Source organism: Bacteroidia bacterium (genome assembly GCA_033391075.1).
Taxonomy (GTDB): Bacteria; Bacteroidota; Bacteroidia; order J057; family J057; genus JAWPMV01.
Genome location: JAWPMV010000001.1, coordinates 1,765,551 through 1,791,716 on the forward strand (window position 1 = coordinate 1,765,551; position 26,166 = coordinate 1,791,716).

A 26,166-nucleotide genomic window follows, 5' to 3' on the forward strand; every position below is an offset into this window, starting at 1 on the left:
ATTCCTAGCGCTGAAAAATATTTCCATCATTTGTATCCCAAAAAACAGGAGTTGAAAGTGCTTTTTGATTCGCATTTTCATTCCGATTTACATGTACGGAGGGATAAAGAAGAGTCCTGGGGAATTCTCCAGCTGGAGGTGAAATAGCCGGTTGAATATTTAAAGGGAGCCCCGTTCTTCTATATAGATTGTAGGCATCGAGGGCATTGCCCCAAAGAGCGATAAGGTATTCTTTTGAAATAATATCAAGACGTTGTTCTTTATTAGTAGCAGCTTCAAAGCTTGTTTTTACGGCTTCAATATATGCTAATTGGGTTTCTGCATAGTTTGGAAAAAAAACCTCTCTCAGGGTCGCCCATATTTGGATCAAAGGGTTGTAATAATATTGCGAGGTGTCCAATTGGGCAATGAAAGGGTCCAGTTTCTGAAATGAATGTTCAATAGCCATTTCAAGCTGATTCCAGGCTGATTGGATGTCCTGCTTTTCTACAGCGAATTCAGCTAACTGAAAATAGGTAAAAGAGGAATTGTAAATAGGTGCTATCCCAGCCCCAAAGAGTCCCGGATCGGAGTTAAAAGCCAGAGACTCATATAAGCTTTTGTCGAAAGCTCCTCCTCCCGGATACATACCATACCCACTTCTAATATTTTCATCAGGAGGTATAGCAGAACCATTCATATGATCTCGCCCATAGTATCCGTATTGACTCGCAACACAATAAGGAAGATTTGAATCAATTTCTCTATAATGTCCGGGATAGGAATTGGCATCCGGAGGGCCGCTATTATAAACACAGCTATAAATGTTGGGATCAGCATTAAGGCTATTGGATTTTTGGCGGTAAAAGTAAAAACGAGTACGGGGATCCTGGATACCTTTTTCAGCCGCTACTAACCACATAAAATAGTTGCTCATATAAGGCAAATCATCCCGTCCATAAGTACTGGAGTAAAAGGGATGTTGGGTGTTCGGATTTTGTGAGTTATTTCCGTATCGGAAATTGAAGTCCTCAGCTTCTTCATCTATGATATCTCCTTCATCCAGGATTTCCTGAATTTTCTGCTTCGCACCTTCATCAACCCTAAACGTATTTAGGTAAGCGCGTAATTTCAAGGTCTTTGCGAGGGTGATCCACTTCATTTGGTCTCCCTGGTAAAAATTGTCTACACTTATTGCGATTGTACCCTCTTTCTCTAGAACAGTAATCGCCTCCTCTAATAAATCAATCGCTTTCTGGTAAATGATTTCTCCCTTTTCTGATGAAGGGGAAATAATATCCGTTCCCAATCCCGCATCTTTAAAGGGAACATCTCCAAAGATATCCACCAGGGCAAACATCGCATAGGCTTTCATCACTTGCGAAGAACCCAATTCAAAATAGGTTTCTTTCGAAACCGTCAAAGCTTCGATGGCATCTACATCCGGAAATAGACCGCTGTAGGCGAGCTTCCAGATTTGATCTCCAATTTGAGCAGGAAAAGCTTCCTCATACCTGAAATAAGAAGTATGTCCCATCCTGGATAGGGGAGCTAACTTCCAGCTTTCTTCAAAAATATCTTTAAAGGTTAGCTGGATGTTGTTGTAGAGAAATTTGACTTCTGCATCATTGGGTTGAGCTGCATTGGGGTTGTCATAAAGGTCCAATTCAGTATACTCGCAGGACGAAGCCAGGAGGAGAGTAGTAAGTAGTAGGAATAAATATCTTTTCATGGGAAAGGCTTTTAGCGGTTAAAGATAGATCCATCATTTGTATCCTGGAAAATGGGAGTATCGTCTGCTTTTTGACTCACATTAAATTGGAACTCAGTATTCCCGAGCATTGGGCCAACATGATCTGGGCCAGGCTTGGTGTTTTCGCAGGAAAGAATACTGACTAGTAATAGCAGTCCCATCAGATGGGAAAGAGTGTTCATGGTAATTAGATTAGACGTAGTTGTTAGATACGTGAATAGAGAACGTGTGTATAATGTCTAATCTAATAACGTGAGTATCAGTGAATAGGAGGGCTATATATAGGAGCGGATATAAAAAAACGGCTGCCTCTGATGAGGCAGCCGCTCTTAGTCTTATTTTTCAATCAAATGACTGAAAGATTATTGCTTTGTAAGCTTAACTGTGAACGGTACAGCACCAGCACCACAGTCATTTGTTACATCTAACTCCAGGTTCAAGGTGAACTCAGTGTCATCATCAAAGTTGAAAGCACCTACTGGAGCTGCTCCCTGAGAGATGAAGATGTTATCAACACAGCGTAGACCACCGTCAGATTCAAGAGCTACTGTTGCAGTACAAAGTAGGTCAAAGTTCTGAGTCATAGGTCCGTTACCAATTCCGAGGTCTCCAAGAAGAGTCATTCCTGCGAAAGTTCTTCTAGTTTGAGATCCGGAAATAGCAGCAACTTCAACTGTTATTGGCAGATCACCATAAGGCTTACCACCGAAGAGAGTAGGAGGAGTTCCTACATATTCTAGTGTATAAGTACCTACGAAACGATCTGTTGGAACAGGACAAGTTACGTTAGCGTTGAAGTTGAAGAATCCCTGGAAAGCAGAACCGTTTACAGCTGAAGAAGAATTCGCAGCTGTGAAAACCTGTCCGTCGTCCAAAGTAACACTTCCAGTGAATTTGAAAACATCAAGTGCTTTGATGTCATCAATATTCAAACCAAGTGCGCTAGCAACATCAGAAAGACCAATTGATATGCTCAATCCAACTTTACCATTTACACTAGTTCCGAAATCACTTTTTCCAAAGCTTAGGTATTGAGTAACACCTACACTGTTATCACCATTGTCGGCATTATTGTCTTCATACTCTACGTTGATAGAGTAGTTGTTTACCAATGCACCATTTTCCAGGTCAATAAACTCTGCATCAAATGCAAAAGCTGTTGATCCAGGTTGATTCAAGTCAAAAATGTCGTTTTTCAAATCAACCAAACGTACATAGGCACCTTTACCAGCCTTATCAAAGGTAATGATAGGACTTAGATCTTCGTCAGCACAGGAGCTCATCGCGAATCCAACCAGTGCTAAGACTACTATTTTAAGATATTTATTCATTTTTGGTTCTATTTAAGAATTATGCGAAATGAATTCGGCTTTCTTAACGGTTAAACTTACTAGGATCCTGAGTTGACCAGAATGGCAGCTCATCAGTAGTTTTCTGAGTTACGTTAGCATTTCTGTTAACGTGGTCAGATGGGTACAATAGCGTCTGGATGAAGTTTCCAGAAGAAGGATCGATAGTAGGCTGAATGTTTGTTGGCATTGCAGTTCTTCTATACAGGTTGTATCCTTCCATTCCATTACCCCATAGGGCAATCATGTACTCTTTTACAATGATGTCCAAGCGAGCGTTGTCATCAGGAGCAGTATCATAGTTCAACAGAACCAAATCAACGTAATCTTCAGTAGCCTGATCCAGTGGATCAAGAAGAGCTTCTCCAAGCAGGATCGGAGTTCCATCAGGAAGAGAACCGATTTGCTTGTTGCGGTCTAGCTGAGCTTCGTAAGAACGAACCTTAGCAATAGACTGACGGATACCTTCTTCTAGAAGAGCTTTAGCATCTCCACCAGTTCCAGCCATCAGAGCAGCTTCTGCCAATACAAAGTGAGTCCAAGAAGACAACCATACTGGGTTGATACCTTGTCCAAGAAGACCATCGGTACCATTGTTTTGAGTAAACTCAAACTGAGAGTCGTCAAAGTTACCACCTGCAGGATAGATACCGTATACAGAACGTACAGGACCGTCTGGAGGAATACCAGAACCGTTACCATGATCACGTCCATAATATCCATCATCTGTAGCTACACAGTAAGGTAGATTTGGATCTACTGCAGCATAGTGTGCAGGATAGAAAGCCACATCTGGAGCACCTTCATTGTAGATACAAGAATATGCGTTTGGATCAGCAGTCAAAGAGTTAGATCTCTGACGGTAGAAATAGAAGCGAGTACGAGGGTCGCGGATACCTTTTTCTTCAGCCAATAACCACATGAAGTAGTTAGGGATGTAAGCAGCATCACTTTGCTCGTATGCGTTGTTGTACCAAGGGTGGCGAGAGTTAGGGTTGTTTCTTTGGTTACCATACTTGAAAGTAAAGTCCTCGGAAGCAACGTCAATGATATCACCAGCAGAAACGATAGCGCTTATTTGGCTAGCAGCGTTGGCATCAACCATACGAGTGTTAGCATAAGCTCTCAGTTTCAAAGTGTTCGCCAATGTGATCCACTTGGTAGGATCTCCATCATAGAAAATATCAGTAGCAGGAGCACCAGCATTGGTACCTTCCAGGTTAGCAATACCTTCGTCCAAAAGAGCGATAGCAGCTTGATAAACACTAGCAGCATCATCAGCTTTAGGAGAAATGATGTCAGTACCTTGTCCAGCCTCTGAAAGAGGAACATTACCAAAAAGGTCAACAAGGGTGAACATTGCATAAGCCTTCATGATCTTGGCAGAACCAAGCTCAATGTCAGAACCTGCAGCTTCAGCAATTGGAATCAATGCATCGATGTCTGGAAGAAGTCCTGCATAGAAGCTAGACCATAGTCCATTTCCACGAGTCGCGGGTGCGGAGTTGTTATAGGTAAAGTTACCCATGTTGTTACCTCCGCGGTAGTAGCCGGAAAATCCGACTGTACCTCTCTGGAAACCATTGAAAGAAAGCTGGATGTTGTTATACAAGAACTCCAGTTCTGCTTGCTCTGGTCCAGGAGCGTTAGGGTTTTGCTGAAGATCCAGCTCAGTGAATTCACAGGAAGTAACTGTGAGTCCAGCTGCCAGGATAACAGCAAGTATTCTATTGAAAAATTTCATGATAATTCAGATGTAGTTCGTTTTAGAAAGTCAGGTTAAGAGTAGCACTATACCTTTTTGAAGTAGGTCCAGTGGTGAAGTCAAATCCTCTACCATTACCTACACCAAGACTCAATACTTCTGGGTCATAGTTTACACCTTCTGGGAAGTTGTAAGCTTTGTACCAAAGGTTCTCACCTGCAAGGATCAAAGAAATAGAACCAAGAGGAGTTTTGTCTAACCAAGCTTTAGGTACATCATAAGAAAGAGAAACCTCTCTTAGACGCAAGGTAGTTCCGTCAAAAACGGTTCCTTCATCAGCGAAGAAGTAAGAGCGGAAGAAGAAGTCTCCAATATATCCCTGGATATTGTTAGGAGTACTTTCGTCAGACGCCAAAACACCAGGCTGGATGATAGGCAAGAAACGATCAACATCAGTATCAACTGTATTACCACGAGCAAGCATAGTTGCTGTAGATACAGAGTAGATATCACCACCATCAACATAAGCCAACTGACCTCTTAAAGAGAATCCTTTGAAGCTGAAGTTAGTGATCAAGTTTGCTTGATAGTTCGGGTTAGGATTACCAATTGGAGCGATATCCTGTCCAGGTACGTAGTTACCATCAGCACCTACGAGCAATACACCATCGTCATTTCTTTGGAAAGGAATACCCTGCATGATTCCGTAGAATTCTCCAGGAATAGCGAAGTTACCCAAGTTAGAGAAACCAGCGATAGCAATTTGGTCAACACCGTCAGCAATCTTCAATACTTTGTTTCTGTTAACAGTGATGTTTGCATCAATACTCCAAGTGAAAGCACCCTGGAAAGGAACAAGGTTAATACCTGCCTCAATACCACGGTTTTCAACAGAAGCCGCGTTAACAGTAGTGTTTGTAAATCCAGTAGCTGGGTCAAGATCCAATCCGATGATCAGGTCATTAGACTCTTTGTCATACAAAGATACGTCAATACCGATACGGTTTTGGAAGAAACGACCTTCAATACCAACTTCAAGCTCAGTAATTGTTTCTGGCTCAAGGTTTCTGTTACCCAATACATTAGAAACAGAGTTTACGTTCAATACAGATCCGTCATCAGTTACGAAAGTGTTAGTTCCAGAAGAAAGTACACTTCTTGTCTGATAAGGAGCAGGATAACCAGCAGATGTTCCGTATCCGAAACGAAGTTTCAGGTAGTTAACAGTCTGGTTGTTCTGCAATCCAGCGATAGCCTCTGTAGGAATGAAAGAAACAGAAGCAGAAGGATAGAAGATAGAACGGTTTTCTTGTTCCAGTGTAGAAGTCCAGTCATTACGACCCTGGAAGTTTACATACAGGAAGCTTCTGTAAGAAAGAGTAGCTGTACCATAAGCACCAATAGTGTTCTCATCAGATAGGAAAGAATCACCTACGTGCTCCTGGAAGTTACCATGATCAAACAGATCGAAGATAAACTGCTGAGTAGAAGAAAGACTTGAGAATTGGAACTCATTTCTTCTGAGGTTCAAACCAACGATTCCGTCAAGAGCGAAATCTTCAGTCAATTTGAAGTCATAAGTAAGAGTAGCAACCTGGTCAGTAATACTGTTCTGACGCTCAGTAGTTCTCATTGCACCATCAGGAGAAGTAGATCCACCTTTGTTGATAGTACGGGTGTTACGCTGGTTGTACTGGTCAATACCGATACGGTAGTTGAAAGACAACCAATCAGTGAACTCATATCCTACGTTGAAGTTACCGAAGAAACGACGGATAGCTTCATTCTCGTTAGTGTGCTTAGAGGTCCAACGTGGGTTCTCAATCGCAGCACCACGACGATAGTATACCATAGAACCGTCTTTTGGAGATTCAAAAGGAAGGTTCATCAAGTCAATACTACGTGGAGTAAAGAATACATAACCGAAAAGGTTAGGGTTACCAGAACCACCACCAGGTCCAGAACCGAAAGCAGCACCTGTAGGAGGAGCGTCGCGGTCAGAATCAACAAAGTTGAAAGTAGACTGGATTGTGATACCATTTGCAAGCTGAGTACGTGCACCCAAACCTAAGTTGCTTCTTTCGTAAGTGTTAGACTTATCTGGCAAGAAACCACCATCATTCAGGTAAGAGTAGTTTGCACTAACAGAAGTTGTAGCATTGATGTTAGACTCGATGCTTACAGAAGTGTTTGTTAGCAAACCTTTTTCAAAGAAGTTCTCAACACCATCATAAGCTCTGTATGGATAGCGCTGACCGATGAATTCTGGGAAGTCATCATTGAACTGAGGCTGGTCATAAGGGTGAGCGATAGTACCGTTTTCGTCGATACCGTTACTTCCTCTTACGTTAAAGTTAGGACCCCAGTTAGAGAAGAACCATCCAAAGTTTCCGGAGAAACCATTACCGAAAGAGTTCTGGTAATTAGGAAGGTTGGAAATCTCAGTAATACCAACTTGCTGGCTTACTCTTACTTCCATCTTCTTGTTGATGTTGTTACCAACATTACCGTTTTTGGTTGTGATCAATACAACACCATTACGTCCGGCCTCACCATAAAGTACTGTCGCAGACAGACCTTTAAGGATAGATACCTCAGCAATGTTGTTAGGATCAAGATCCAAGAAACGGCTGGAAGCAGTAGCACCACCACCGTTGAATCCTCTGTCATTGTTAGTAGCGGTGTTAAAAGGTACACCGTCAACTACAAACAAAGGCTGGTTGTCACCTGTGATAGAAGAGTATCCACGGATAATTACGTTGGTACCACTACCTGCAAGACCTGAAGTCTGTGTGATATCCACACCAGTAGCTTTACCACGAAGAATCCTTGCGATGTCCGCTTCTGAGCGGTTTTCAATCGCAGAAGAAGAGATAGTTGATACCCCGTAGCCCAGGGCCTTTTTCTCCTTCTTGATACCCAGACCAGTCACAACCACCTCATCAAGGGTGAGGTCAGACTTAGCAAGGGTAATAGACATGCTGCCACCAGAGATGGGCACTTCTTGCTTTCTGAAACCAACATAAGTGATTACCAGAACGCTACCTCCTTCAGGAACTGAAAGAGAGAAAGCACCTTCACTATTGGTGAACATACCTGTCGTAGTTCCTTTTACGAGAACGCTAGCACCTTCCAAAGGCTCTCCCTCTGGACCGGTTACTGTCCCTCGCACGGTTTGCTGTGCCATCACCATAGATAGCGACATCAAACCTACTGCTAATAGTAAAAAGAGTTTTTTCATCAAAAAAGCGTTAGATTAGAATAATAAGACAGTAAGATGTAGATTATACAATTTGAAAATTGCCGAAATTAATTTGTGAAAAGAATGTATAGGGTATAAGGTGGGTATAACCAAAATTCTGATAGTTATTATTAAGTTAGATCAGTTTAGTTCCGTTAACATTTGCCCTTTTTGGCCTGGAATCTCACACTGGGATTCCCATCAATCGTCAAATATAAAGCATTTTACACTTTTTCAAAACATTCTTGCGAAGTTTTCGTATGTCGCTTTTCCTTATGCACTAAATAACGTCTAGCTCCAAAGAAGCGTTGTTTTGCCAGCTCTCGAAATATGTAGGTTGTGATATATCTGGCTGATTATCAGAGAAATTAGATGTCAGATTTTTTACATTTTTTTAATAAGTATTTAATCTCCCTCTAATTTATAGCACTTATTTAAGGAAATTTAAGCTATATCCGTTCACTAAATACTTTGTAATAAGTAAAAGATAGATACTATTTTTGGGGCGTGAAGATATTAGAAGCTATAAAAGCCCCGATCTTTGGGGTGCTTGCAGAGCAAAGTGAGCAGTTGGGGCTTCCCGCCTATGTGATTGGGGGCTATGTACGGGATCATTTCCTTAAACGGAATTCTAAGGATGTTGATATTGTTGTCGAAGGACGCGGGATTGAACTGGCAAGAGCTTTCGCCAGGGTGAGTAGATGCAGGGATGTAGTGGTGTACGAAAATTATGGTACAGCCATGGTAAGGCATCCGGATATGGAAGTTGAGTTCGTCGGGGCAAGGAAAGAGTCTTATCAAAGAAATTCTCGCAAACCTCTTGTAGAATCAGGAAGTCTGCACGATGACCAGCTCCGTAGAGACTTTAGTATAAATGCCATGTCCATATCTCTTAATAAAGAGAACTATGGAGAGCTGATAGATCCCTTTGGAGGAATTGATGATCTGGAGAAAAAAATCATACGCACCCCTACAGATCCCAATGTTACTTTTTCGGATGATCCCCTGCGGATGATGCGGGCCATTCGATTTGCAACCCAATTGGGTTTCTTTATAGAAGAGCAAACCTTTCAGGCAATAAAAAGAAATAGAAAGCGCATTGAGATTATTTCGAAAGAGAGGATCAAAGACGAACTAAATAAAATCATTCTTTCCCAAACTCCTTCTCGTGGATTTATCTTGCTGGATAAATGCGGCTTGCTGGACTTGATCTTTCCGGAACTGGCAGCAATGAAAGGAGTAGACTATGTAGATGGAAGGGGGCATAAGGACAATTTTTACCATACCTTAAAGGTACTGGACAACATCAGCGAGAAAAACAATGATCTTTGGATTAGATGGGTGGCTATTCTTCATGATATTGCTAAACCTCTAACCAAAAGATATTCTCCCAAAGGAGGCTGGACCTTCCACGGACATGAAGATAGAGGAGCGAGAATGGTTCCCAAAATCTTTCGGAGAATGAAGCTCCCCCTGAATGATAGAATGAATTATGTTCAGAAACTTGTCAAACTTCATCAAAGACCTATAGCACTGGTCAATGAAGAGGTGACAGATAGTGCGATTCGTCGCATAGTCGTAGATGCAGGAGACGATCTCAATGACCTCCTGGATTTCTGCCGGGCGGATATTACCTCAAAGAATGAAAATAAGGTCAAACGTTTCCTTAGAAATTATACGGAGCTTGAGAAACGTATCCATGAAGTGGAAGAGCGCGATAATTTGAGGAATTGGCAGCCTCCGGTGGGTGGAGATTTGATAATGAAGACATTCAATATAAAGCCCGGACGGATTGTAGGGCAGATCAAGAATGACATTCGGGAAGCAATCCTCGATGGAGTCATTCCCAATGATAAAGAAGCTGCAATCGCGTATATGAAAGAAATTGCCCCTAAATACATAGAGGAAAATCCCTGAGAATCTTTTATTGAAAGCTCTTAGTCCTGAGTTCCGGCCCAACAAATAAAAAAGAATGATCAAAAAGAGTTGCCTTTATATCCTGTTTCTCTTATCCCTTTCAGGATTGTTTGCCCAAAATGGCGTGGGATTTCGTTTTGCTACCAACATCAACACCTTTCCCAGATCACAGGAATACAGATTAGTGGAAAAGGGTTTCACAACTGGAGTATTTGGTATCTTCTATAGCTCCTATAAAGAGAAACATGGATTTGAATTGGGAGCCAACATCGTATATAAGGATAATGATGGCAAAGGATTTCCAAATTTGCCAGTAGTAATGAGAGATTTTGGGGATGATGTGCAGAATGTCGGCCTAACCAGTGTTGAAATAGATTTGAAAGTCGGACCTCGCTTTAAAGCCCTCAATCCCAAAATTGGATACATCCTTGGTTATCGCCTGCAGCAATCGGGTTTTCAAGTCGATGGGAGAGATGATCCTATCAATCCCTGGTACCTCATGCTGCCCTTTGGACTCTCTGTAAACCTTCCGACCAACTATGGATCAGTAGGTTTTGGAGGTTATTATAATGTAGGCATTTTCAATGTCCTGAAAAATCCGAACCCAGGCCAGGGAGGAGGACTCTTCGATGGTGGGCGACAGCGCTACCTTAACTTTGAGATTATGGTCAGTTTTGGGAACTAAAAGCTGAACAATAAAAGAATGCCTGGACTCAAAAAAAGTTCAGGCATCCTTTTATACTTTTTCATTATTTTTTTCTGATTAACTATCTCCTATTTCCTGCTAAAAGAAGCTGTAGCTCTTTGACCTAATTCCTTTGATATTCCAGAAATAATTCCAGGTATTTTTCTATAACTCTATTTTTATATCGATGTTTTTTTTGACGAAAGCAACCAGATGTGAATTGTAGTAGTTTGGTGTCGTGAAATTTATAACTCTTGGATTTAAAGAAGGGGATTCTGTTGGTTTAAATATTTTTTATAAATACGTATTGTTTTGAGGGGGAGAGCTTATTGAAAGAATAAAACATGTAATTCTGGGCTGCAGGCGACTTTTTTTGCATTTTTGCATAAAAATTGATTCTGCGAGCATGAACTTGAAAGGTCTTGAATATGGACTTGGGAATAGTTTGATGTTTTTATTGGAGAAATTTTCCTTTATTCGAAATAGCGGGTAAAATTGAGGCAGATAATTTTGTGTATTCATAATTATTTTGAATTTTTCATGGAAAATTTATTTTCATAAAACAAAAAGGACTGATCTTCGAAAAGATCAGTCCTGATACACGCAATGAATTCTTACTTATTTTTTTGCGGTGAATTGAACTCTGGTCCATCCTGGTACGATCCCGGTTGAAGGATTTCCGTAACGCAGGTAGCTGTAAGTTCCACGAATTTGTCCATTTACTACTGTACCAGTAATGGTGTAAACGCTCTTACTTCCATTTACCAAAACGGCGACAAAACGCTTGGCTCCTCCCTGACCTGACATGCGATTTGCAGACCACAAACCCTGACCAGAATCTCCCATAGTAACGGTAATGTCATTGCCGGTTTGAGTGATTTCAAGGGTAGAAGAACCACTTACCTGACGTACGGTTTGTGAGGAATTAGAGGATACTTGCTTTCCTTTGTATTCCAGCTTATAACTTCCTGCCAGATTCTGAGCTGACAGTCCTGTGATGCTGAAAACGAGGACCAGAAAAAATACCTGTAAACTTTTCATTTTAAAGTTTGTGTGTTATAAAAGTGAATGAAAATGAGCCCGATTGCTCATACATTCCTTAGTAAATCCTCCAACACAAAACGTAATATGAAAAGAAAAAAAAATCAGGCAAGCTTCTGCATGCTCTTCAGTCCAATCTGTATAGCTTGATGGATAGTTGCTTGATAATCAATAACATCCGCACTGCTGTTTGGGTTGCTAATGATTGGACAAATAGTTCCGGAAAAATATCCCAATTGTCTGCAAATATGAAAAAGTATGCTGGATTCCATCTCCATATTGATGATTCTCAATTCCCCCAGTTTCAGCTGGGCCAACTTCTGCTTTATCTGAGGAATGCTATTATTAAGGCCCTGAAGATATCGAGCAGAAGGACCATAAAATCCCGGCGTGCTCGCAGTAATTCCCCTTACAAAAGAAGCCCCTTCTTCTTCACAAGCCTCTATAAGCGCCTCTTCAACAATTTTGGAAGCCTTGGAAACATAGGGAAATATCTTCCCCTTAAATCGTGCTTGTTGTGTAAATCCCTGATTGATAATTTCTTGAGTTGCTTTTTCTATGTGCAAAGACTGCTCGTCCGCAATCGGATGATCATAATACAGGCCCGTATTATCCAGTCCCAATCCGTAAGAGGTAATTCCCATAGTTCCCACCGGTATATCTGCTTGCACCCCTCCGGAAGTTCCGATTCTGATGATAACTAAAGGAGAAAGCCCTGTTTCTCTTTCCATAGTTTGAGGATCAAACTCATAGAGACCATATAATTCTGCAAGGGCGATCTCAATATTATCTGTGCCCATGCCCGTCCCTATGACACTGAGCCTCTGCCCATTTCGTTTGCCAGTCAGGGTTACATATTCTCTATGTTTGATCTCAGATTCTATTTCATCGAAATATTCTGCCACGATATAAGCTCGGGCAGGATCTCCAACGAGGATGATATGACGGGCCATTTCTTCTCTTGAAAGTCCTAAATGATATACGCGAGTATCTCTAAAAACAAATTCCGATCTTTTCATCTGAGCTTAATTGATTTTGCCCTTTTGGGCCTTTACCGAAGATATTAGCTCTCTTTGGCAATGTCAAAGCTATTTCCAGAAGGAAGATCAAAAGCCAGTCCCCTTTATAGGACCGGCTTAGGCTCATAAAAAGCAGGAACACACATTTTTCTTGATTATTCCTGCTAACACACACAATTACTGTCAGTCTCCAAATACCTCATCCCAGCAAGAGACATAGAGATCACACAATTCCTCATCACTATTGACAGTCTGGGTAGATCCATCATTGAGGGTTACGGTGATCGGGAACACAAATTCCGGCCAGTCTTCACTGTTAGGATTGTTCTGGATCCAGGCTTCGATAGCTGCTTCTACTTCGTTTTCTGAATTCATGGATTGGGTGCTGCCATTCGGGAATCGAACATCCACAGGATAATCGATCTCAAAACACTCCAGCTCTTCTTCATCTTCCCAGTCAAAATCATCTCCTATGTCAAAGAATCCTTGACCATCAAAAGCTTCATCCAGACAATCGAATATGATCGCATAGAGTTCCTCATCTTCTGTGATGCTGAGGGTAGCAGAATCTGTTGTTACCTGGATGGGGTAGACGAAAGAAGGCCCTACCTCTGCATCAGGATTGTTATTCCACCAATCTTCACAGGCCTGCGCCAATTCCTGATTTGAGTTTACGGTACGAGTTGTGCTATCCGGAAATACAACATCTATCGGATAGACCAGATCAAAACATCCGAGGGAATCCAGGATAAAACCAAACTCTTCAAGGATGAAAAGACTGCCTAGTTCACTATATTCTTCTCCATAGCATTCGATGTGTAAATCACATAGTTCCTCATCATCGGCTACACTAATAATTGATCCATCTTCCAGGGTGACATTGATTGGAAAGGCAATTTCAGGCCAATCATTGCTATTGGGATTATTGTCAATCCAAAGATCGATAGCTGCTTCGAGTGCATCTTCTGTATTAAATGTTTGACTGCTGCCATCGGGAAAGTTTACATCGATAGGAAAATTGATCTCAAAACATTCTATTCCGTCTTCGCTTAAGCTGTCTTCCAGGGTGTTTTGGAGATCAAAAAATCCATTGGAATTATTCTGAATCTCATCTATTGCATGAGATTGAGGAGAGATTACTCCTTCCTCACATGCCTGAAAGGCAGGCGCCAGAAATGCGAGGGCCAAAAAGAAATAAAGCAATTTTCTGTAGGTCTTCATTTTACTTAGTTTGAATGTTATTTTTTATCGAATGTCTTTTTCCTCTGGCCAGATTAGAAAAATTTATTCAAGCTTGAACTAAAGACAGTAGCTATGGACTTATCCCCTATGCCTAGTTAAAAAATATTGTAAATAGCTGATTGTGAGAAAATTGTGATTGCTCTATTCCTTCTTCCGTATAGCTGATTTTGATTTTGATTTTGATTTTTCTTCCAACTAAGGAAAAAGGGAGTGTGTAAATCCCAAATTTTCCTGGCAGGCTATATTCCCAAACTGGCTTTGAACACGCTATAGTTCGGAGGAACAAAGGAGGGCGGGAATATGCTTAAAACTTCACAGTATAGGATAGAGAGGGGAGGAGGGGCAAAGAGTAAATAGGATTGCCTTCCCGAATGGAATTTTGAGAAAAAATCAATTCGTAATAGGCAACATTGTTTTGATTCAGCCCATTATAAAGCCCGGCTTTAAAGGCGTGATTGAATCTGCCGGTATTGAACTGATAAGAAGCTTGTATATCCAATCTACTATAGCTTTCCCCTCGGAAAAAGTTTTTCTTTCCGGCAGGATTTAAGTCTATTCCACGTAAGCCTTCTCCTCCGGGAGAAAATAGCAGATTGAGCCTGGGGCTGGGGGAGAAATACAGGAAGTCCACACTGAAATTCAGGTTTTTTCCGATTTTTTGGTAGGCGAAAAGTTTGAACTGATGTCGCGCATCGTATTCATGCGGATAACTCAAGCCCAGATTCTGATCATTGTACTGGCGTCTACTTCTTCCCAGGGTATAGGAAATCATTCCTCCTCGTTTAGCTTCTTCATAGCTTAGCATAAGTTCTATACCAAAAGCATTGCCTTTTCCCCATACCACGAAATCTTCCGGACTTCGATTGTCAAGGCTCTCAAGGAAACTGAATCCTTCAGGATAAGCATACAGATTATTCATATCCTTATAATAGATATCTGCTGAAAATCTGAGTTTATCATTCCAGACATAGCGCATACTTATTTCGCTTTGCCAGGATTCCTGAGGTTGAATATTTGCCGTAGAAGGTATCCAGAGATCTGTTGGTACTCGAATGGCTGAGTTGCTAATCAAATGCAGATACTGGATCATGCGATTGATGGATGCAGAAAACTGCAGTTTATCTGAATACTGATAACTTCCTCTCAATCGGGGTTCCAGTCTATAATGGGACCATCCATTGGTCCAGAATGCACTGCCTCGCAGGCCAGCCCTAAACTTCAACTTTGAATTCACCTGCCAGTCATCCTCAGCATAAAAATATCCCTCTCCGGTACTGTAAGTATTGCTATTAACCAGACTTTGCAGGATTTCTATACTTACGGAGTCCAATTCCTCAAATGCAACATATTGTTCATCAAAATAGGTCAGATCAGGGACGAACTCCCGGCTCGACAACCCAAATCCGAATCTGATATTATGTCTGAGGTTTGGGAGATAATCAAAATCCGTTTTGATTCCCCAGTCCCGATTGGTCGAAATGCTGTTGATGAAATTTAATTCCTCAAACTCTCCAAAATTAGTATCCGAGGAGGTAAATACCTGTTCAAGGCTGCTATAATCAAATCCATAACTACTACCAGTTATGGTCGTATTGGCAAAGAGTTTTGAATTGAAAAGGTGATTCCATCGGAGTGCCATAACCGAATTATGCCAGCCTGAATTTACTTCCGTGAACAAAATCGAATCCGGCAAGAATCCGGGTGATTTATGGAAATAATCAGAACCCGTAAATAAACTCAGATAGATCCTGTCCTTTTTGGAAAGCTTATAGTTAAACTTCAGATTTAAATCTCCGAAATAGGAACTGAAGTAGTCTTCTTCCGTTTGAAAATAGATCCTTTGTAAAGGAGCACTCAGTAGCTCTGCATTATGAGTAATGCGTCCACTCACCAGTAAAGATCCCTTACCCTTATTGATGGGGCCTTCTGCTAAAACTTTGGCAGTCAGTAAATTGCCTGATACTTCTGCCATCCATTTATTTCGGTTTCCTTCCCGCGTTCGTACATCAAAATAGGCTCCCAGGCGCCCTCCATATCGAGCAGAGAAATTTCCCTTTAGCAGCTTTGCTGATCGAATGGTGCTGTTGTTATAAATGGAATATGCTCCCAGCAAATGAAAAGGGATATACACTGGAACACCATCCAACATCATGAGGTTGTGTCCACTTTCTCCCCCCCGCACAAAAGTACCTCCCAGTCCATCCACGCCTCCCTGAACTCCGGGCAAAAGATGGGCAGCTCGTACCGGATCAGCTTCTCCTACCAGAGCAGGACTGATATTGATAAAGCCTCTGCCTAATTCCAGGCTTTGGTCTGGATTCTCATTTGCCAGAGAGCTGCTTGTGTAGGCCGGAGAAATAATTTGCTCCGGCAAACTGAGATTCGAACTAAGTTCCAGCCTTAAACGCTGATTTTTGTTGAGGTTTATCCGTCTTTTTTCAAGCTTGTAGCCTACATAATGAAATTCGAGATCGTAATTCCCTTCTTCCAGGCTCATGCTGAAGAAGCCATATTCATTACTATAAGTTCCAGCTTTTAGTTGGGGACAATAAATTCGGGCGGATATGAGTCGTTCCCGATTTTCTGCATCTTCCAGATATCCACTGATGCTGTATTTTTTTGCTTTTCTCCGGTGTAAAAGGATTTTGTTGCGACCTTCTTTGAACACAAGAGATGTTGGGGAAAGAATTTGGCTTAATACCTCTCTCAAGGGGACGTTTTTGAGTTCGAGGCTGATGCGCTCATCTTTGGGTAGATGATCAGGGCTATAAGAAATACGAATACCCTCTTCCTGCCTAAGCTGGATAAGGGCTTCATGCAAACTGAGTTCTTTGGCTGAAAAATCTATCTGTTTATCCAGTAGTTTTTGTCCGAAAGCATATTCAGTAAGCAGCAAACATATTCCCAATAGGAAAATTATTCGCATGGACCTCCTTTCAATGTATAGCTGGTTTCTGATACCTTTTCAAAGCTGATATCAAATATTTCTGAGATGCTTTCCAGTATATCCTGGATACTTTCATCCTCAAAACTTGCGGTCAGAGAACACTCGATGTCCTCAATTTCCGCTATGATTTCAATCCCATAATGATCCGAGATAATATCAAAAACATCTGAGAGTTTTGTGTCTTCAAACAAGAACTTTGCAGTTGCCCAACTCATTTCATTGGGATTGCTTGCTGATATCTCTTCGAAACTCTTTTCACTTTTGTCGAAAATACCTTTTTCACCAGCTTCTAAAATGAGCTTTCCCTCAACTCCATTGGCTTCAAAAGATACTTTACCACTTTCAACCTGAACAATGCTTTCTGTAGATCCGGGTAAGGCTTGCACCCTAAATTTTGTCCCCAAAACTTGTACTTTTTCACCCGGAGTACGGATAATAAAAGGACGACTTGCATTGTGCTCTACTTCGAAAAAAGCCTCTCCTTCCAATTGTACTTCTCTCAAATCTTCGGAAAATTGAGTAGGGTGTTTGAGCTTGCTATTCGGGCGAAGGGTGATTTGACTCCCATCTTCCAATTCTAGCTCCATATCGCTGTCTCGACTATTGACAATTTCTTTAAACTCCACGGTGGGGCTAAGGAAATCACTCAAAAGGAAAGCAGCTGCCAGTAAAAAGGTAATTGCCGCAGCTATTTGCATCCAACGGGATCTCATAGCGAGCTTCTTGCTTTTTCCCATTATGGGAATAGGAGCATCCATTTTGCTTTCCAATTCGAGGAAAGCCTGATCAAGGTCTACTTGGGGCTTTGCAGCCAAAGCGGGACTTTCTTCCCATGCAATGCGAATCTGCTCAGCGATAAGCTTATTTTCGGAAGATGCAGTTATCCACTTTTCCAGCTCATCAGCTTCTTCCGGCTCAATCTCTCCGCTCAGCTTTTTATAAAGTAATGATATGTAAAAGTCTTCCTTCATATAATGTTTTGTCCGTTCTGGTGGTGTTATTTCTGGATGATGACACAAGAAATTTCATATTCCCCTATGAGCTTTCCTGATTTTTGACAAAAGGTGCTATCCTCTTCTTGAGGGACTTCAGAGCTTTGGTCATTTGATTTTCAACAGTTTTAGGGGAAATATTCAACTTCTCGGCGATTTCTTTCTGCGAAAAGCCCTCCATACGTTTCATAACAAATATCAGCCTGCATCTTTCGGGCAGACTATTTAGACCGGCTTGAAGGGCAGCATGCAGGTCATCATGTTCCAATAGTTCCTGAGCGCTGCTTTGGCTGGAAGCAGTATCTTTTAATTCGTTTTCATCGATAAAATTCTTTTTGGAACGAATCCGATTGAGGGAGCGATTGATAGTAGATCGTTTCAAATAGGCTTCCAAAGAAGATTTAATCTCCAGATTTTCTCTGTTTTTCCAGATTTGCAAAAATACCTCCTGCACCACATCCTTTGCTGCATCTGGATCCTTGAGCATATTTATGCCTGTCCCCAGTAATAGCGAATAATGTCGATCAAAAATTTCCCTGAAGGCTTGTCTGTTACCTTTTTTGCTTTGATCCCAGAGTTGCTTATCGGTATGCTTTTTCCAACTATCCAAGTAAAAATATGTGTGTGATTTGTTTTCCTTAATACCCGAGCAAATGTACATCTTCCTAATCGGGTGCACAATATGAAAATGCCCCAAAGCTGATTTACCCTTCCACCTACGTCCATATTTTTACAAAAAAGCAGAAAAAATTAGGAGTTAAAAAAGGTAAAAAAATAGACCAATCGCGTAGTAGAAGCCCTCTGCTAAACCATAAAAACTAACAACTGGTGATAGGATTTCTACGGTTTGCTTGACTATTGGGAAATTATTGACAAATACTTTCAATCTTTGTTCAACTTCTCATCGAATGAGTCGCATCATACTCAAGGAAGCTCATTCATTTTTTACTCCACGACATTTCGGTATTGAAGCATTTGTTCATTTCGGACTTTTGAGCCTGCTCTACTTAACTGATTTCCAATGATTTCAGAGTAGTATTTAACGCGCAAAATAATAGTCCTATGTACCGACATTTATTCATCTTAATTGCCATCCTTCCCATTTTTGTAAGCAATGTATTTGCACAAAGAGCCGCTTTTTGTGGAATCACTACTGAAAATCCTGATGAAATTGCCATCGTTATGTTGGATGATTTCAAAGCAGGTGAAGTGATTTATATCAGCGATGAGGCATACAATGCATCTTTTAATGCTTTTTTCGGAGCAGTCCATGGATATGTAGTCCCCCTGGGAGGATTGGCCAAAGGAGAGGTAATCCGCATTACAGAACCCACAAACAATAATTTCACGCTATACCGGTCCAACAATGCAACGCCAGTAGGAACTTTCAACGCAAACATTACCGGAGGAGATGGACGCTTTAGCATCCACTCCGGAGAAAGTTTTTCCATATTCTCCGCCTCCGACCCAAGCAGCCCTGGGTCTTCTGTTACAGAAATATATATGCATCTGACCTTCAATGGGCAGCAAGATGGTGGAGACGAGCCCAGCACGGATCCCAATGCCCCTTTGAGCAGTGGATTTATTCGTCTGGACTTTAATGATGATGACATCCAGAGTGTAGAGTTTCGTCCTAATCAAAGAAACAATACTAGCATGGCTGATTTCATCAATACTGGAAAATGGACGGAGAGTGAAGTAGGGATCAATCAAAGTACAGTCCCATTCACAAACCTTCAGTTTGGAGGACCCGGTATATTTCCCGTAGAATGGCTCTCATTTAGCGGTAAGGAAATTGAAACGACGATCTCTCTTGAGTGGAGTACTGCAAATGAAGTAAACAATGATCACTTTATCATTGAGAAAAGTACAGATGGAAGCTTCTTCAATAAAATCGGAGAAGTAGATGCTGTCGGCAACAGTCAGGAAATCCAAAATTATCAATTCTCAGACCTCAGCCCTGGTCAGGGAATCCTATATTATCGCCTTAAACAAGTTGACATTGATGGTGCTTTCTCTTACTCAACTGTATTGGAATTGAGTGTAGAGGGAGCCCAGCAGGTCAGTCTTTATCCCAATCCTGTTTCGGACCGATTAGAGGTGCGAGGCAGTGGAAAGGAACTCATCGTCTACAGTATTTTGGGCCAAAAGCTAAAATATCAAAAACTACAGTCTGAGTTCGAACTCATAGACCTGAGTGATCTTCAGAAAGGTACCTATTTGATTCAGGTACTGGGAGAAAACCAGGAAATTCTGGAAGCAAAGAGAATTATGAAAATATAATTATTCCATTCTAAATCGATGCCTGGCTTAGCACATTGGCCAGGCATTTTCTTCCCTTGATTCTACCCAAACGCTATTGTAGGCGAGGTCAAATGGGCTCGCCTACATGTTTTTTATTGGATCGATCGTAAGCACAAACGTATCTCAAACTCCCTCGGCGCACAGGAGCCGAGTGTATTCCAGCATGGTCATCTCGAAGTTGGTGTATGTGCGGGCTTGAGTGTTGAGAGATCTTGTATTATAGTGACGAAAAAATACAAGTTCCCTCGGAGCGCAGGAGCCGAGCGCATCCAAGCCTATGGATGACACAGCTTAAGCACAGCTGACACCCTGACCGAAGTGGAAGGGCCTCCGATTCCCTAAACTAAAACTCCCTCTTCAATCGAATCATATGCTTGCATTGAATGCCATTTTCCCAGATCGGTTCGGCATAATTGAGCAAGAAATGATCCCTTCGAATTTCAGCCATCTCAAATCCCATCTTCTGATACAGAGCCAGCTGACCAATACTTGAATTACCAGTAGCTATCCATAGACTCTTTGCCTTCCTTTTCTTCGCCTCCTCAATCCCAAAGTTTAGCAGCACTTTCCCCCAACCTTTGCCTTGCTGCTTTTCTTCTATGGCTATGTTCATGATTTCTAGTTCATCATCCTTCAATTCTTTTAGCACCAAAACTCCCAGAATCTTTGCGGCTTCCTCCAAAACAAACAGCTTTGAATCAATTAAATAACTCTCCAATACCGCTTGATCCGGATCGGCGAGTCGAAGAAGGTCGAAGGGATAGTCTTCTCCTTCACCCAAAGCTTTGATGGTGAAAGTTGGTTTCATAAAAAAGGCTCCACCTGAAAACAGATGGAGCACAAATTCTTACTTGATCGTTCTACTGTCCAGCTGCTGCTGCGGCTGCTTCGAAGCGCATCAACAAGGAGAGTTGTGCACAATCCCTCAGAGCTTCCATGTCTGTAGAATTGATTTCTTCGTACTTCGTAGTCGCATCTGGACCAACGAAAGAAATCATAACTGCACCATCTGTTTTAGAAATGGCATCAAAGATACCTTTGTCTCTGTATTTGGTGTAGGAGTTGATTTCCCATCTTTGACCGCCTTTATCATTTACTTTTCTATGCTCGGTCTCATTTTTACGGTCAATGCCTTCGGTACTCATAGTCTTTCCGTCTATTTTGACATTAACTTTACTATGATTTAAACCGGCTCCGTAGTAGTTGCTAACCAGGCAATAGTATCCTGTTTTGTTTACGTCTGCTGTCAGCGTACGACGCTTTGGAGTTGTTTTGTTCCAGGCTTTGTGGGAGTAAAATCCACTGGCCTCGTCAAAGAAAAATTTGTCCTTCAATGCAGCTTTTTCTTCATCTGTAAAGCTGATACCTCCGGATTTTTTTTCAGTTGCCTCTTCTTTAGCAGGTTCTTCTTTAGTGGCAGCGGTTGAACCGGATCCGGAAGATCCACCGCAACTCATAAGTGTGAACATCACAAGTATCGCCATGAAAGAAGTAACTTGTGAAAATAGATTTCTCATAATTGGTAATGTTTTTTAGCCATCTTAACGTATCCAAATATACAAATAGATGGAATTTCTTTTCGCTTGGCAATTTACTACGAAAGCTATTTGAAGGCAATACTTGGGCCAAAGGAAGTTTTTCTATGCTTTTTTTGCTCCTTCTATCAATTTAAGGTACTTATTCAGTTCTCCTTTTACCTGGGGAAAGAGAAATAAAAGGCCGATCATATTCGGAAAAACAAGAGCCAGGATCATAGCATCCGAAAATTTAATGACAGCATCCAGGGTGACTGCAGAGCCCAGAACAGTGAAAAGCAGAAAGATACTTTTATAAACGAGATCTGCTCTTTTTCCCCGACCAAAAAGAAAAGCCCATGCCTGCGATCCATAGTAGGCCCAGGATAAAATGGTTGAAAAAGCAAAAAGAACTACGGCAAATGCCAGCACATAGGAAAATCCAGGGATGGCAGCGTCAAAGGCCATTGAGGTTAAATTTACTCCTCCTATTCTTTCTCCTGTTTCAATAAGAGCTGCCTGATTGTTTACGACATCTCCATAAACAAAAGCCGAATCCATATTGAAGATAATGATGACCAAAGCTGTCATGGTACAGATGATGACCGTATCGATAAAGGGTTCCAATAAGGCTACTAATCCTTCTGAAGCAGGATAATGGGTTTGTACAGCTGAGTGAGCAATGGCAGCAGAACCTGCTCCTGCTTCATTGGAAAAGGCTGCTCTGCGAAAGCCCTGCAGGATAACTCCGATAAATCCCCCCGTTATCGTAGCTTGGGGTGTGAAAGCCTCCTGAATGATCAGGGCAAAGGCATCATCCACCAAACTTGCATTGACAATGAGAACGAAAAGCGCAGCGAGCACATAGAGGGCGGCCATAAAAGGCACTACTTTCTCCGTAACTTTGGCTATACGTTTGATCCCTCCAATGATTACAATTCCCACCAAAATGGCGAATATGATACCGATAAGTGTACCTATAGCTTCTCCCCCCAAATCAAATCTTTGAATCAATTGAGCGGCTGCCTGATTGGTCTGAAAAGCATTTCCCCCACCAAAAGATGCGCCTACACATAAAAGCGCAAAAAGCACCGATAGGACTTTGCCCACTCCGGCTCTTCCCTGCGCTTTCAAACCTCTGGATAGATAATACATAGGTCCACCATAGACTTTCCCCTCTTTATCAATGTCTCGGTATTTGACACCCAGCGTACACTCTACAAATTTCGAAGACATGCCTAGCAATCCTGCCAGAATCATCCAAAAAGTGGCTCCCGGACCTCCGATGGAAATGGCTACAGCTACCATAGCGATATTTCCTAAACCAACTGTGCCGGATACAGCAGTTGTTAAGGCCTGAAAATGGTTGACCTCACCAGCTTCTGATTCTTTCTCAGGATGTTCCGGATCTACTCTTTCTATTTCATCATACTTTCCTCTTACCACACGCAGCGCCAGGGGAAATAGTCGGAGATTGGCAAAAGAGAAATAGACGGTAAAGAGACAAGCCCCAAATACCAGCAAAATGAGAACGATAGGAATGGAAAAGGGTCCGATGGGAATGGGTGTAAAAATGAAGGCTTCCCAGGATAGGGCAAATGGCATAAATGCATCATTGATGATTTCATCCAGGCCTTTGTCCTGTGCGGAAAGAGTCAGGGGAAGGAGCAGGATCAACCCAATCAAAGGAAGAATACGCCTGGATTTCCAGAGAAAATGCGTTTTGGGATTCATAGATATTTGCTTTTAGGCTGCAAGACATTTTGCAGAGGGGTCAAGCTGACCAAAAGCTATTTTTCATCTGTGAAAAGTCGGAAGAGATCTGAAAAAATCAGTAGGAAGACTTACAGACAAGATGGCTGGGAATGAGTGTCTGTAAATCTAAGTGGCTATAAATTAAGGGATTGTGGTTCCGCTCAGGCTGATATTTGGAGAGGGAAGCTTCAAGCGTATCTTTCGTTCCCGCTTCTCTGACATTTCAAACAAGGCCATTCGCAGAGGAGTTTCATGCAGGTTTTTCGTCCAGTTTCCCTTCCCAAATAGTCCATCCAGCAGCGCAATGATCAATCGTTTGATCTCATTATGGTCCTGGATATCATAGGCTTTCTCAGAACGGCTATCTGCTTTCGGTTTTATTTCCAGCCATTCTTTGCCTTCCTGTTTTCTTTGGGCGAAAAGAAGAAGGAGTTTATACAAAGTGGGGCTCAGTGGAATGACTTTTTCCGCTGAATTTCCTATTCCTTCCAACTTGACATGGAAATTGATTTTATCGGCCGAAAGGCGATCCTTGTAAAAAGAAAGGAACAGTCGATCGGAATCAGGGATGACATTCTCCGAAAGCTCCTTCACCCAACTCAAAGCCAAAGCAAAGAAGATCATCGTAAGGGAGGTTTTGAAGATGGCAGAGTACAGGGTCAAATCGAGACTGGACGAACTGAGTTTATAGAGCTGAGCCACAAATGTGATCAGGATACATATCAAGGAAAGCCAGGCGAGGATGATGAGCCTTCTTTTGGCGAAAGACTCCCAAAAGACATAGCCCAGAAATCCCAGGGTCAGGGTCGAATAATAAACATCCAGTTCGCTTACCAGACTGATGGATGAACCCGACAACATTTTGCTAATGGTGGGCAAAAGGGAAAAGAGGAATGGAAGCCCCACAATGAAGATCCAATAGTTGGATTTAATGATGGGTTCCAGTCGTTTGGGGAGATAGCGAAACCAGGGGAGAGCTAGCAGGATGAAAAGGCTGTTCAGCAGAGAGAGGATACTTCGCCATCCATCGAGTTTATAGGCATTAGCTTCCTGATAGGCTTTTACCTCTGCATAGGTGGAGGAAATAAGCTGAGAAGCATCAGCAGGAGCATGGCCTTCCAATTGTAAGGCTGTGAGTTCGTATAAAGGCTGTATCTGATCCAGATATTTTTGGGAGAAATACAGTTCGACACCACCTGAGAGGCTCCAGCAAAGGACAGATAAAGCCAGCCAAACCTGTCCGGTATCTTCATTTTTCCGCCCTATATGCCACCAAATCGCCATCAGGGCCAGAAAGGCGAAGGTGCAAATCGCCAATTGCCACCAGGCATAAAAGGAAAGTACCTGCGGTTCGAATAAGGCTTCTAATGTAGGGTTTGGCTTCATCGGGAGCAGCTTCAAAAGCTAAATATATGGGATTTTGGGGATATGTTATTTGGATGGATGATTTGCATTTTGGTTTTATAGCAGAAACATTCTTGACTTCATATTTTTCCTGATTTCAGAAAAGTAATCATTAGGCTTAATGTAATTAGGAGTTTTTATGGTCACTTTCTTCTTTTCCTTAGATGAAATCCTTCAGTATAATTCAGGACAGGCATCGCAAAAAATCAAGCTGCTGCAAATCCTAGGCGCAGGAAAAGGTGTTAGCGTATTGGGGTGTTAGAGTGTTAGAGTGTTAGGGTGTTAGCGTTGGAATGCTATGGTCTAGTCCTTAATCGCTTCTTATTGCCGTAATCGTTAATTGTTATCAACGGTCATGAAATCCTGAATCTACCCAGGCGCATAGGCCCTGCAGAGCCCATCGGGAAAAGGGGCGGCATGCGGGGCAGGTTCTGGGCTCTGCGATTTTTGACTCCATCTTTTTCTAAAAAAGATGGATATAATCCCTTACAAAAAGATGGATATAATCCCTTACAAAAAGTTGGAAATAAACCCTAAAACAACCAAGATCAATAAAAAATCTCATACACAGGCAAACCCGCACTTGTCATGGTCAAGGTGTCTTTGAATTCCTTTTCATACAAAGGATTTATCCAATCTCCTTCCGCATAGGCGATGATTCTATAGCTGATTTCTACCGCTAAATTGAGGGGTAAGCAAAATATGTTCCCTGTACCGTCAAAAAGTTCTAATTCAAAAGGAGTCCAACGCGTATAAAAATCTGGCTGATTCAATTCCCTTGCTTCAATTGTTCCCACAATGTTTTCGCTTCTCGGGCTGTTTGCTGTATCTCGAAATACAAATTGAAATACCTCACTTTCGTGCAAATTGAAATCCCATGTATCTGCTATGGGCAAAGCAGGAAAATCGGCCCTTCTATATTGAGGTAAAGCAGGATCGATGCTAAAATATTGGCATTCAGAGCTTCCACTTCCGGCATTGATACTTACTGAAATTTCGTCCTGCGCCAGGAGCGTATCTGCATCTGCTTCACTCATACCTCCATCAATGAAATATTGCCGCAAATCTTCTATTTCAAAACTGAATTTTCCTTGAGCGTCCGTTCTGATCTGACTTCGGACATTTCTACCCATCAAGGTATTTAAGACAATTCCACTTAGAGGACTTTGATCGCTAACATTTATGATGCTGCCTCTAATGCTAACATCCGGAGCAGGTTCCGGCATAGGCGCTTCTTCACAGCAAATAAGACTGAGCAATAGAAGGGAGATAAGTGATTTGAATATGTATTTCATGCTAGCTTGAAGAGGCTGTGAGAA

19 protein-coding genes are annotated in these 26,166 nt (G+C 41.8%); 3 read left to right on the forward strand and 16 right to left on the reverse strand.

All coding sequences use genetic code 11. From position 1 onward, the window contains the following. Window positions 1-4: 4 nt before the first annotated feature. From R8P61_07025 to R8P61_07045, 5 genes are all read right to left on the reverse strand, one after another. Window positions 5-1,711, reverse strand: coding sequence for a SusD/RagB family nutrient-binding outer membrane lipoprotein (locus R8P61_07025; protein ID MDW3646794.1), 1,707 nt, complete (start codon window positions 1,709-1,711; stop codon window positions 5-7). An 11-nt stretch (window positions 1,712-1,722) separates the two neighbouring features. Beyond that, a complete protein-coding gene (locus R8P61_07030) occupies window positions 1,723-1,914 on the reverse strand; it encodes a hypothetical protein (GenBank protein MDW3646795.1) in 192 nt (63 codons plus the stop codon). A 180-nt stretch (window positions 1,915-2,094) separates the two neighbouring features. Further along, window positions 2,095-3,063 (reverse strand): hypothetical protein, encoded by a 969-nt coding sequence (locus R8P61_07035; GenBank protein MDW3646796.1) that lies wholly within the window; start codon window positions 3,061-3,063, stop codon window positions 2,095-2,097. A gap of 43 nt (window positions 3,064-3,106) precedes the next feature. Continuing rightward, window positions 3,107-4,825: a SusD/RagB family nutrient-binding outer membrane lipoprotein gene (locus R8P61_07040; GenBank protein ID MDW3646797.1), complete on the reverse strand. Its 1,719-nt coding sequence runs from the start codon at window positions 4,823-4,825 to the stop codon at window positions 3,107-3,109. Between the two features lie 22 nt (window positions 4,826-4,847). Further along, entirely contained in the window at window positions 4,848-8,027 is a 3,180-nt protein-coding gene (locus R8P61_07045; protein MDW3646798.1) for a SusC/RagA family TonB-linked outer membrane protein, read from the reverse strand. Window positions 8,028-8,534: 507 nt separating this feature from the next. On the opposite strand from R8P61_07045, the gene R8P61_07050 reads away from it, so the two are divergent. Both R8P61_07050 and R8P61_07055 read left to right on the forward strand, forming a co-directional pair. Next, entirely contained in the window at window positions 8,535-9,944 is a 1,410-nt protein-coding gene (locus R8P61_07050; protein MDW3646799.1) for an HD domain-containing protein, read from the forward strand. Between the two features lie 55 nt (window positions 9,945-9,999). After that, window positions 10,000-10,629 (forward strand): hypothetical protein, encoded by a 630-nt coding sequence (locus R8P61_07055; protein ID MDW3646800.1) that lies wholly within the window; start codon window positions 10,000-10,002, stop codon window positions 10,627-10,629. A 618-nt stretch (window positions 10,630-11,247) separates the two neighbouring features. Here the strand turns inward: R8P61_07055 and R8P61_07060 are convergent. From R8P61_07060 to R8P61_07085, 6 genes are all read right to left on the reverse strand, one after another. Beyond that, on the reverse strand, window positions 11,248-11,670 hold the full coding sequence (locus R8P61_07060) for a hypothetical protein (GenBank protein MDW3646801.1): 423 nt from the start codon (window positions 11,668-11,670) through the stop codon (window positions 11,248-11,250). A gap of 104 nt (window positions 11,671-11,774) precedes the next feature. Continuing rightward, entirely contained in the window at window positions 11,775-12,689 is a 915-nt protein-coding gene (locus R8P61_07065; protein MDW3646802.1) for a nucleoside phosphorylase, read from the reverse strand. A gap of 183 nt (window positions 12,690-12,872) precedes the next feature. Next, complete coding sequence (locus R8P61_07070) at window positions 12,873-13,910, reverse strand: hypothetical protein (GenBank protein MDW3646803.1); 1,038 nt, start codon at window positions 13,908-13,910, stop codon at window positions 12,873-12,875. Window positions 13,911-14,235: 325 nt separating this feature from the next. After that, on the reverse strand, window positions 14,236-16,857 hold the full coding sequence (locus R8P61_07075; GenBank protein ID MDW3646804.1) for a carboxypeptidase-like regulatory domain-containing protein: 2,622 nt from the start codon (window positions 16,855-16,857) through the stop codon (window positions 14,236-14,238). Continuing rightward, window positions 16,848-17,849, reverse strand: a complete 1,002-nt coding sequence (locus R8P61_07080) for a FecR domain-containing protein (protein ID MDW3646805.1) — start codon at window positions 17,847-17,849, stop codon at window positions 16,848-16,850. Before R8P61_07080 ends, R8P61_07075 begins: the two co-directional genes overlap by 10 nt. Before the next feature lie 64 nt (window positions 17,850-17,913). Next, complete coding sequence (locus R8P61_07085) at window positions 17,914-18,480, reverse strand: RNA polymerase sigma-70 factor (protein MDW3646806.1); 567 nt, start codon at window positions 18,478-18,480, stop codon at window positions 17,914-17,916. A gap of 452 nt (window positions 18,481-18,932) precedes the next feature. Here R8P61_07085 and R8P61_07090 point away from each other — a divergent pair, with 452 nt between their 5' ends. Further along, complete coding sequence (locus R8P61_07090; GenBank protein MDW3646807.1) at window positions 18,933-20,153, forward strand: T9SS type A sorting domain-containing protein; 1,221 nt, start codon at window positions 18,933-18,935, stop codon at window positions 20,151-20,153. Between the two features lie 364 nt (window positions 20,154-20,517). Here the strand turns inward: R8P61_07090 and R8P61_07095 are convergent, their stop codons facing one another. From R8P61_07095 to R8P61_07115, 5 genes are all read right to left on the reverse strand, one after another. Continuing rightward, on the reverse strand, window positions 20,518-20,982 hold the full coding sequence (locus R8P61_07095; protein ID MDW3646808.1) for a GNAT family N-acetyltransferase: 465 nt from the start codon (window positions 20,980-20,982) through the stop codon (window positions 20,518-20,520). A gap of 52 nt (window positions 20,983-21,034) precedes the next feature. After that, window positions 21,035-21,691: a hypothetical protein gene (locus tag R8P61_07100; protein ID MDW3646809.1), complete on the reverse strand. Its 657-nt coding sequence runs from the start codon at window positions 21,689-21,691 to the stop codon at window positions 21,035-21,037. Window positions 21,692-21,814: 123 nt separating this feature from the next. After that, window positions 21,815-23,422 carry an alanine/glycine:cation symporter family protein gene (locus R8P61_07105; protein MDW3646810.1) on the reverse strand — a complete coding sequence of 536 codons (1,608 nt, stop codon included), beginning with the start codon at window positions 23,420-23,422 and terminating at the stop codon, window positions 21,815-21,817. 162 nt (window positions 23,423-23,584) lie between these two features. Continuing rightward, on the reverse strand, window positions 23,585-24,829 hold the full coding sequence (locus tag R8P61_07110; protein ID MDW3646811.1) for a hypothetical protein: 1,245 nt from the start codon (window positions 24,827-24,829) through the stop codon (window positions 23,585-23,587). A 566-nt stretch (window positions 24,830-25,395) separates the two neighbouring features. Continuing rightward, complete coding sequence (locus R8P61_07115) at window positions 25,396-26,142, reverse strand: hypothetical protein (GenBank protein ID MDW3646812.1); 747 nt, start codon at window positions 26,140-26,142, stop codon at window positions 25,396-25,398. Window positions 26,143-26,166 lie beyond the last annotated feature (24 nt).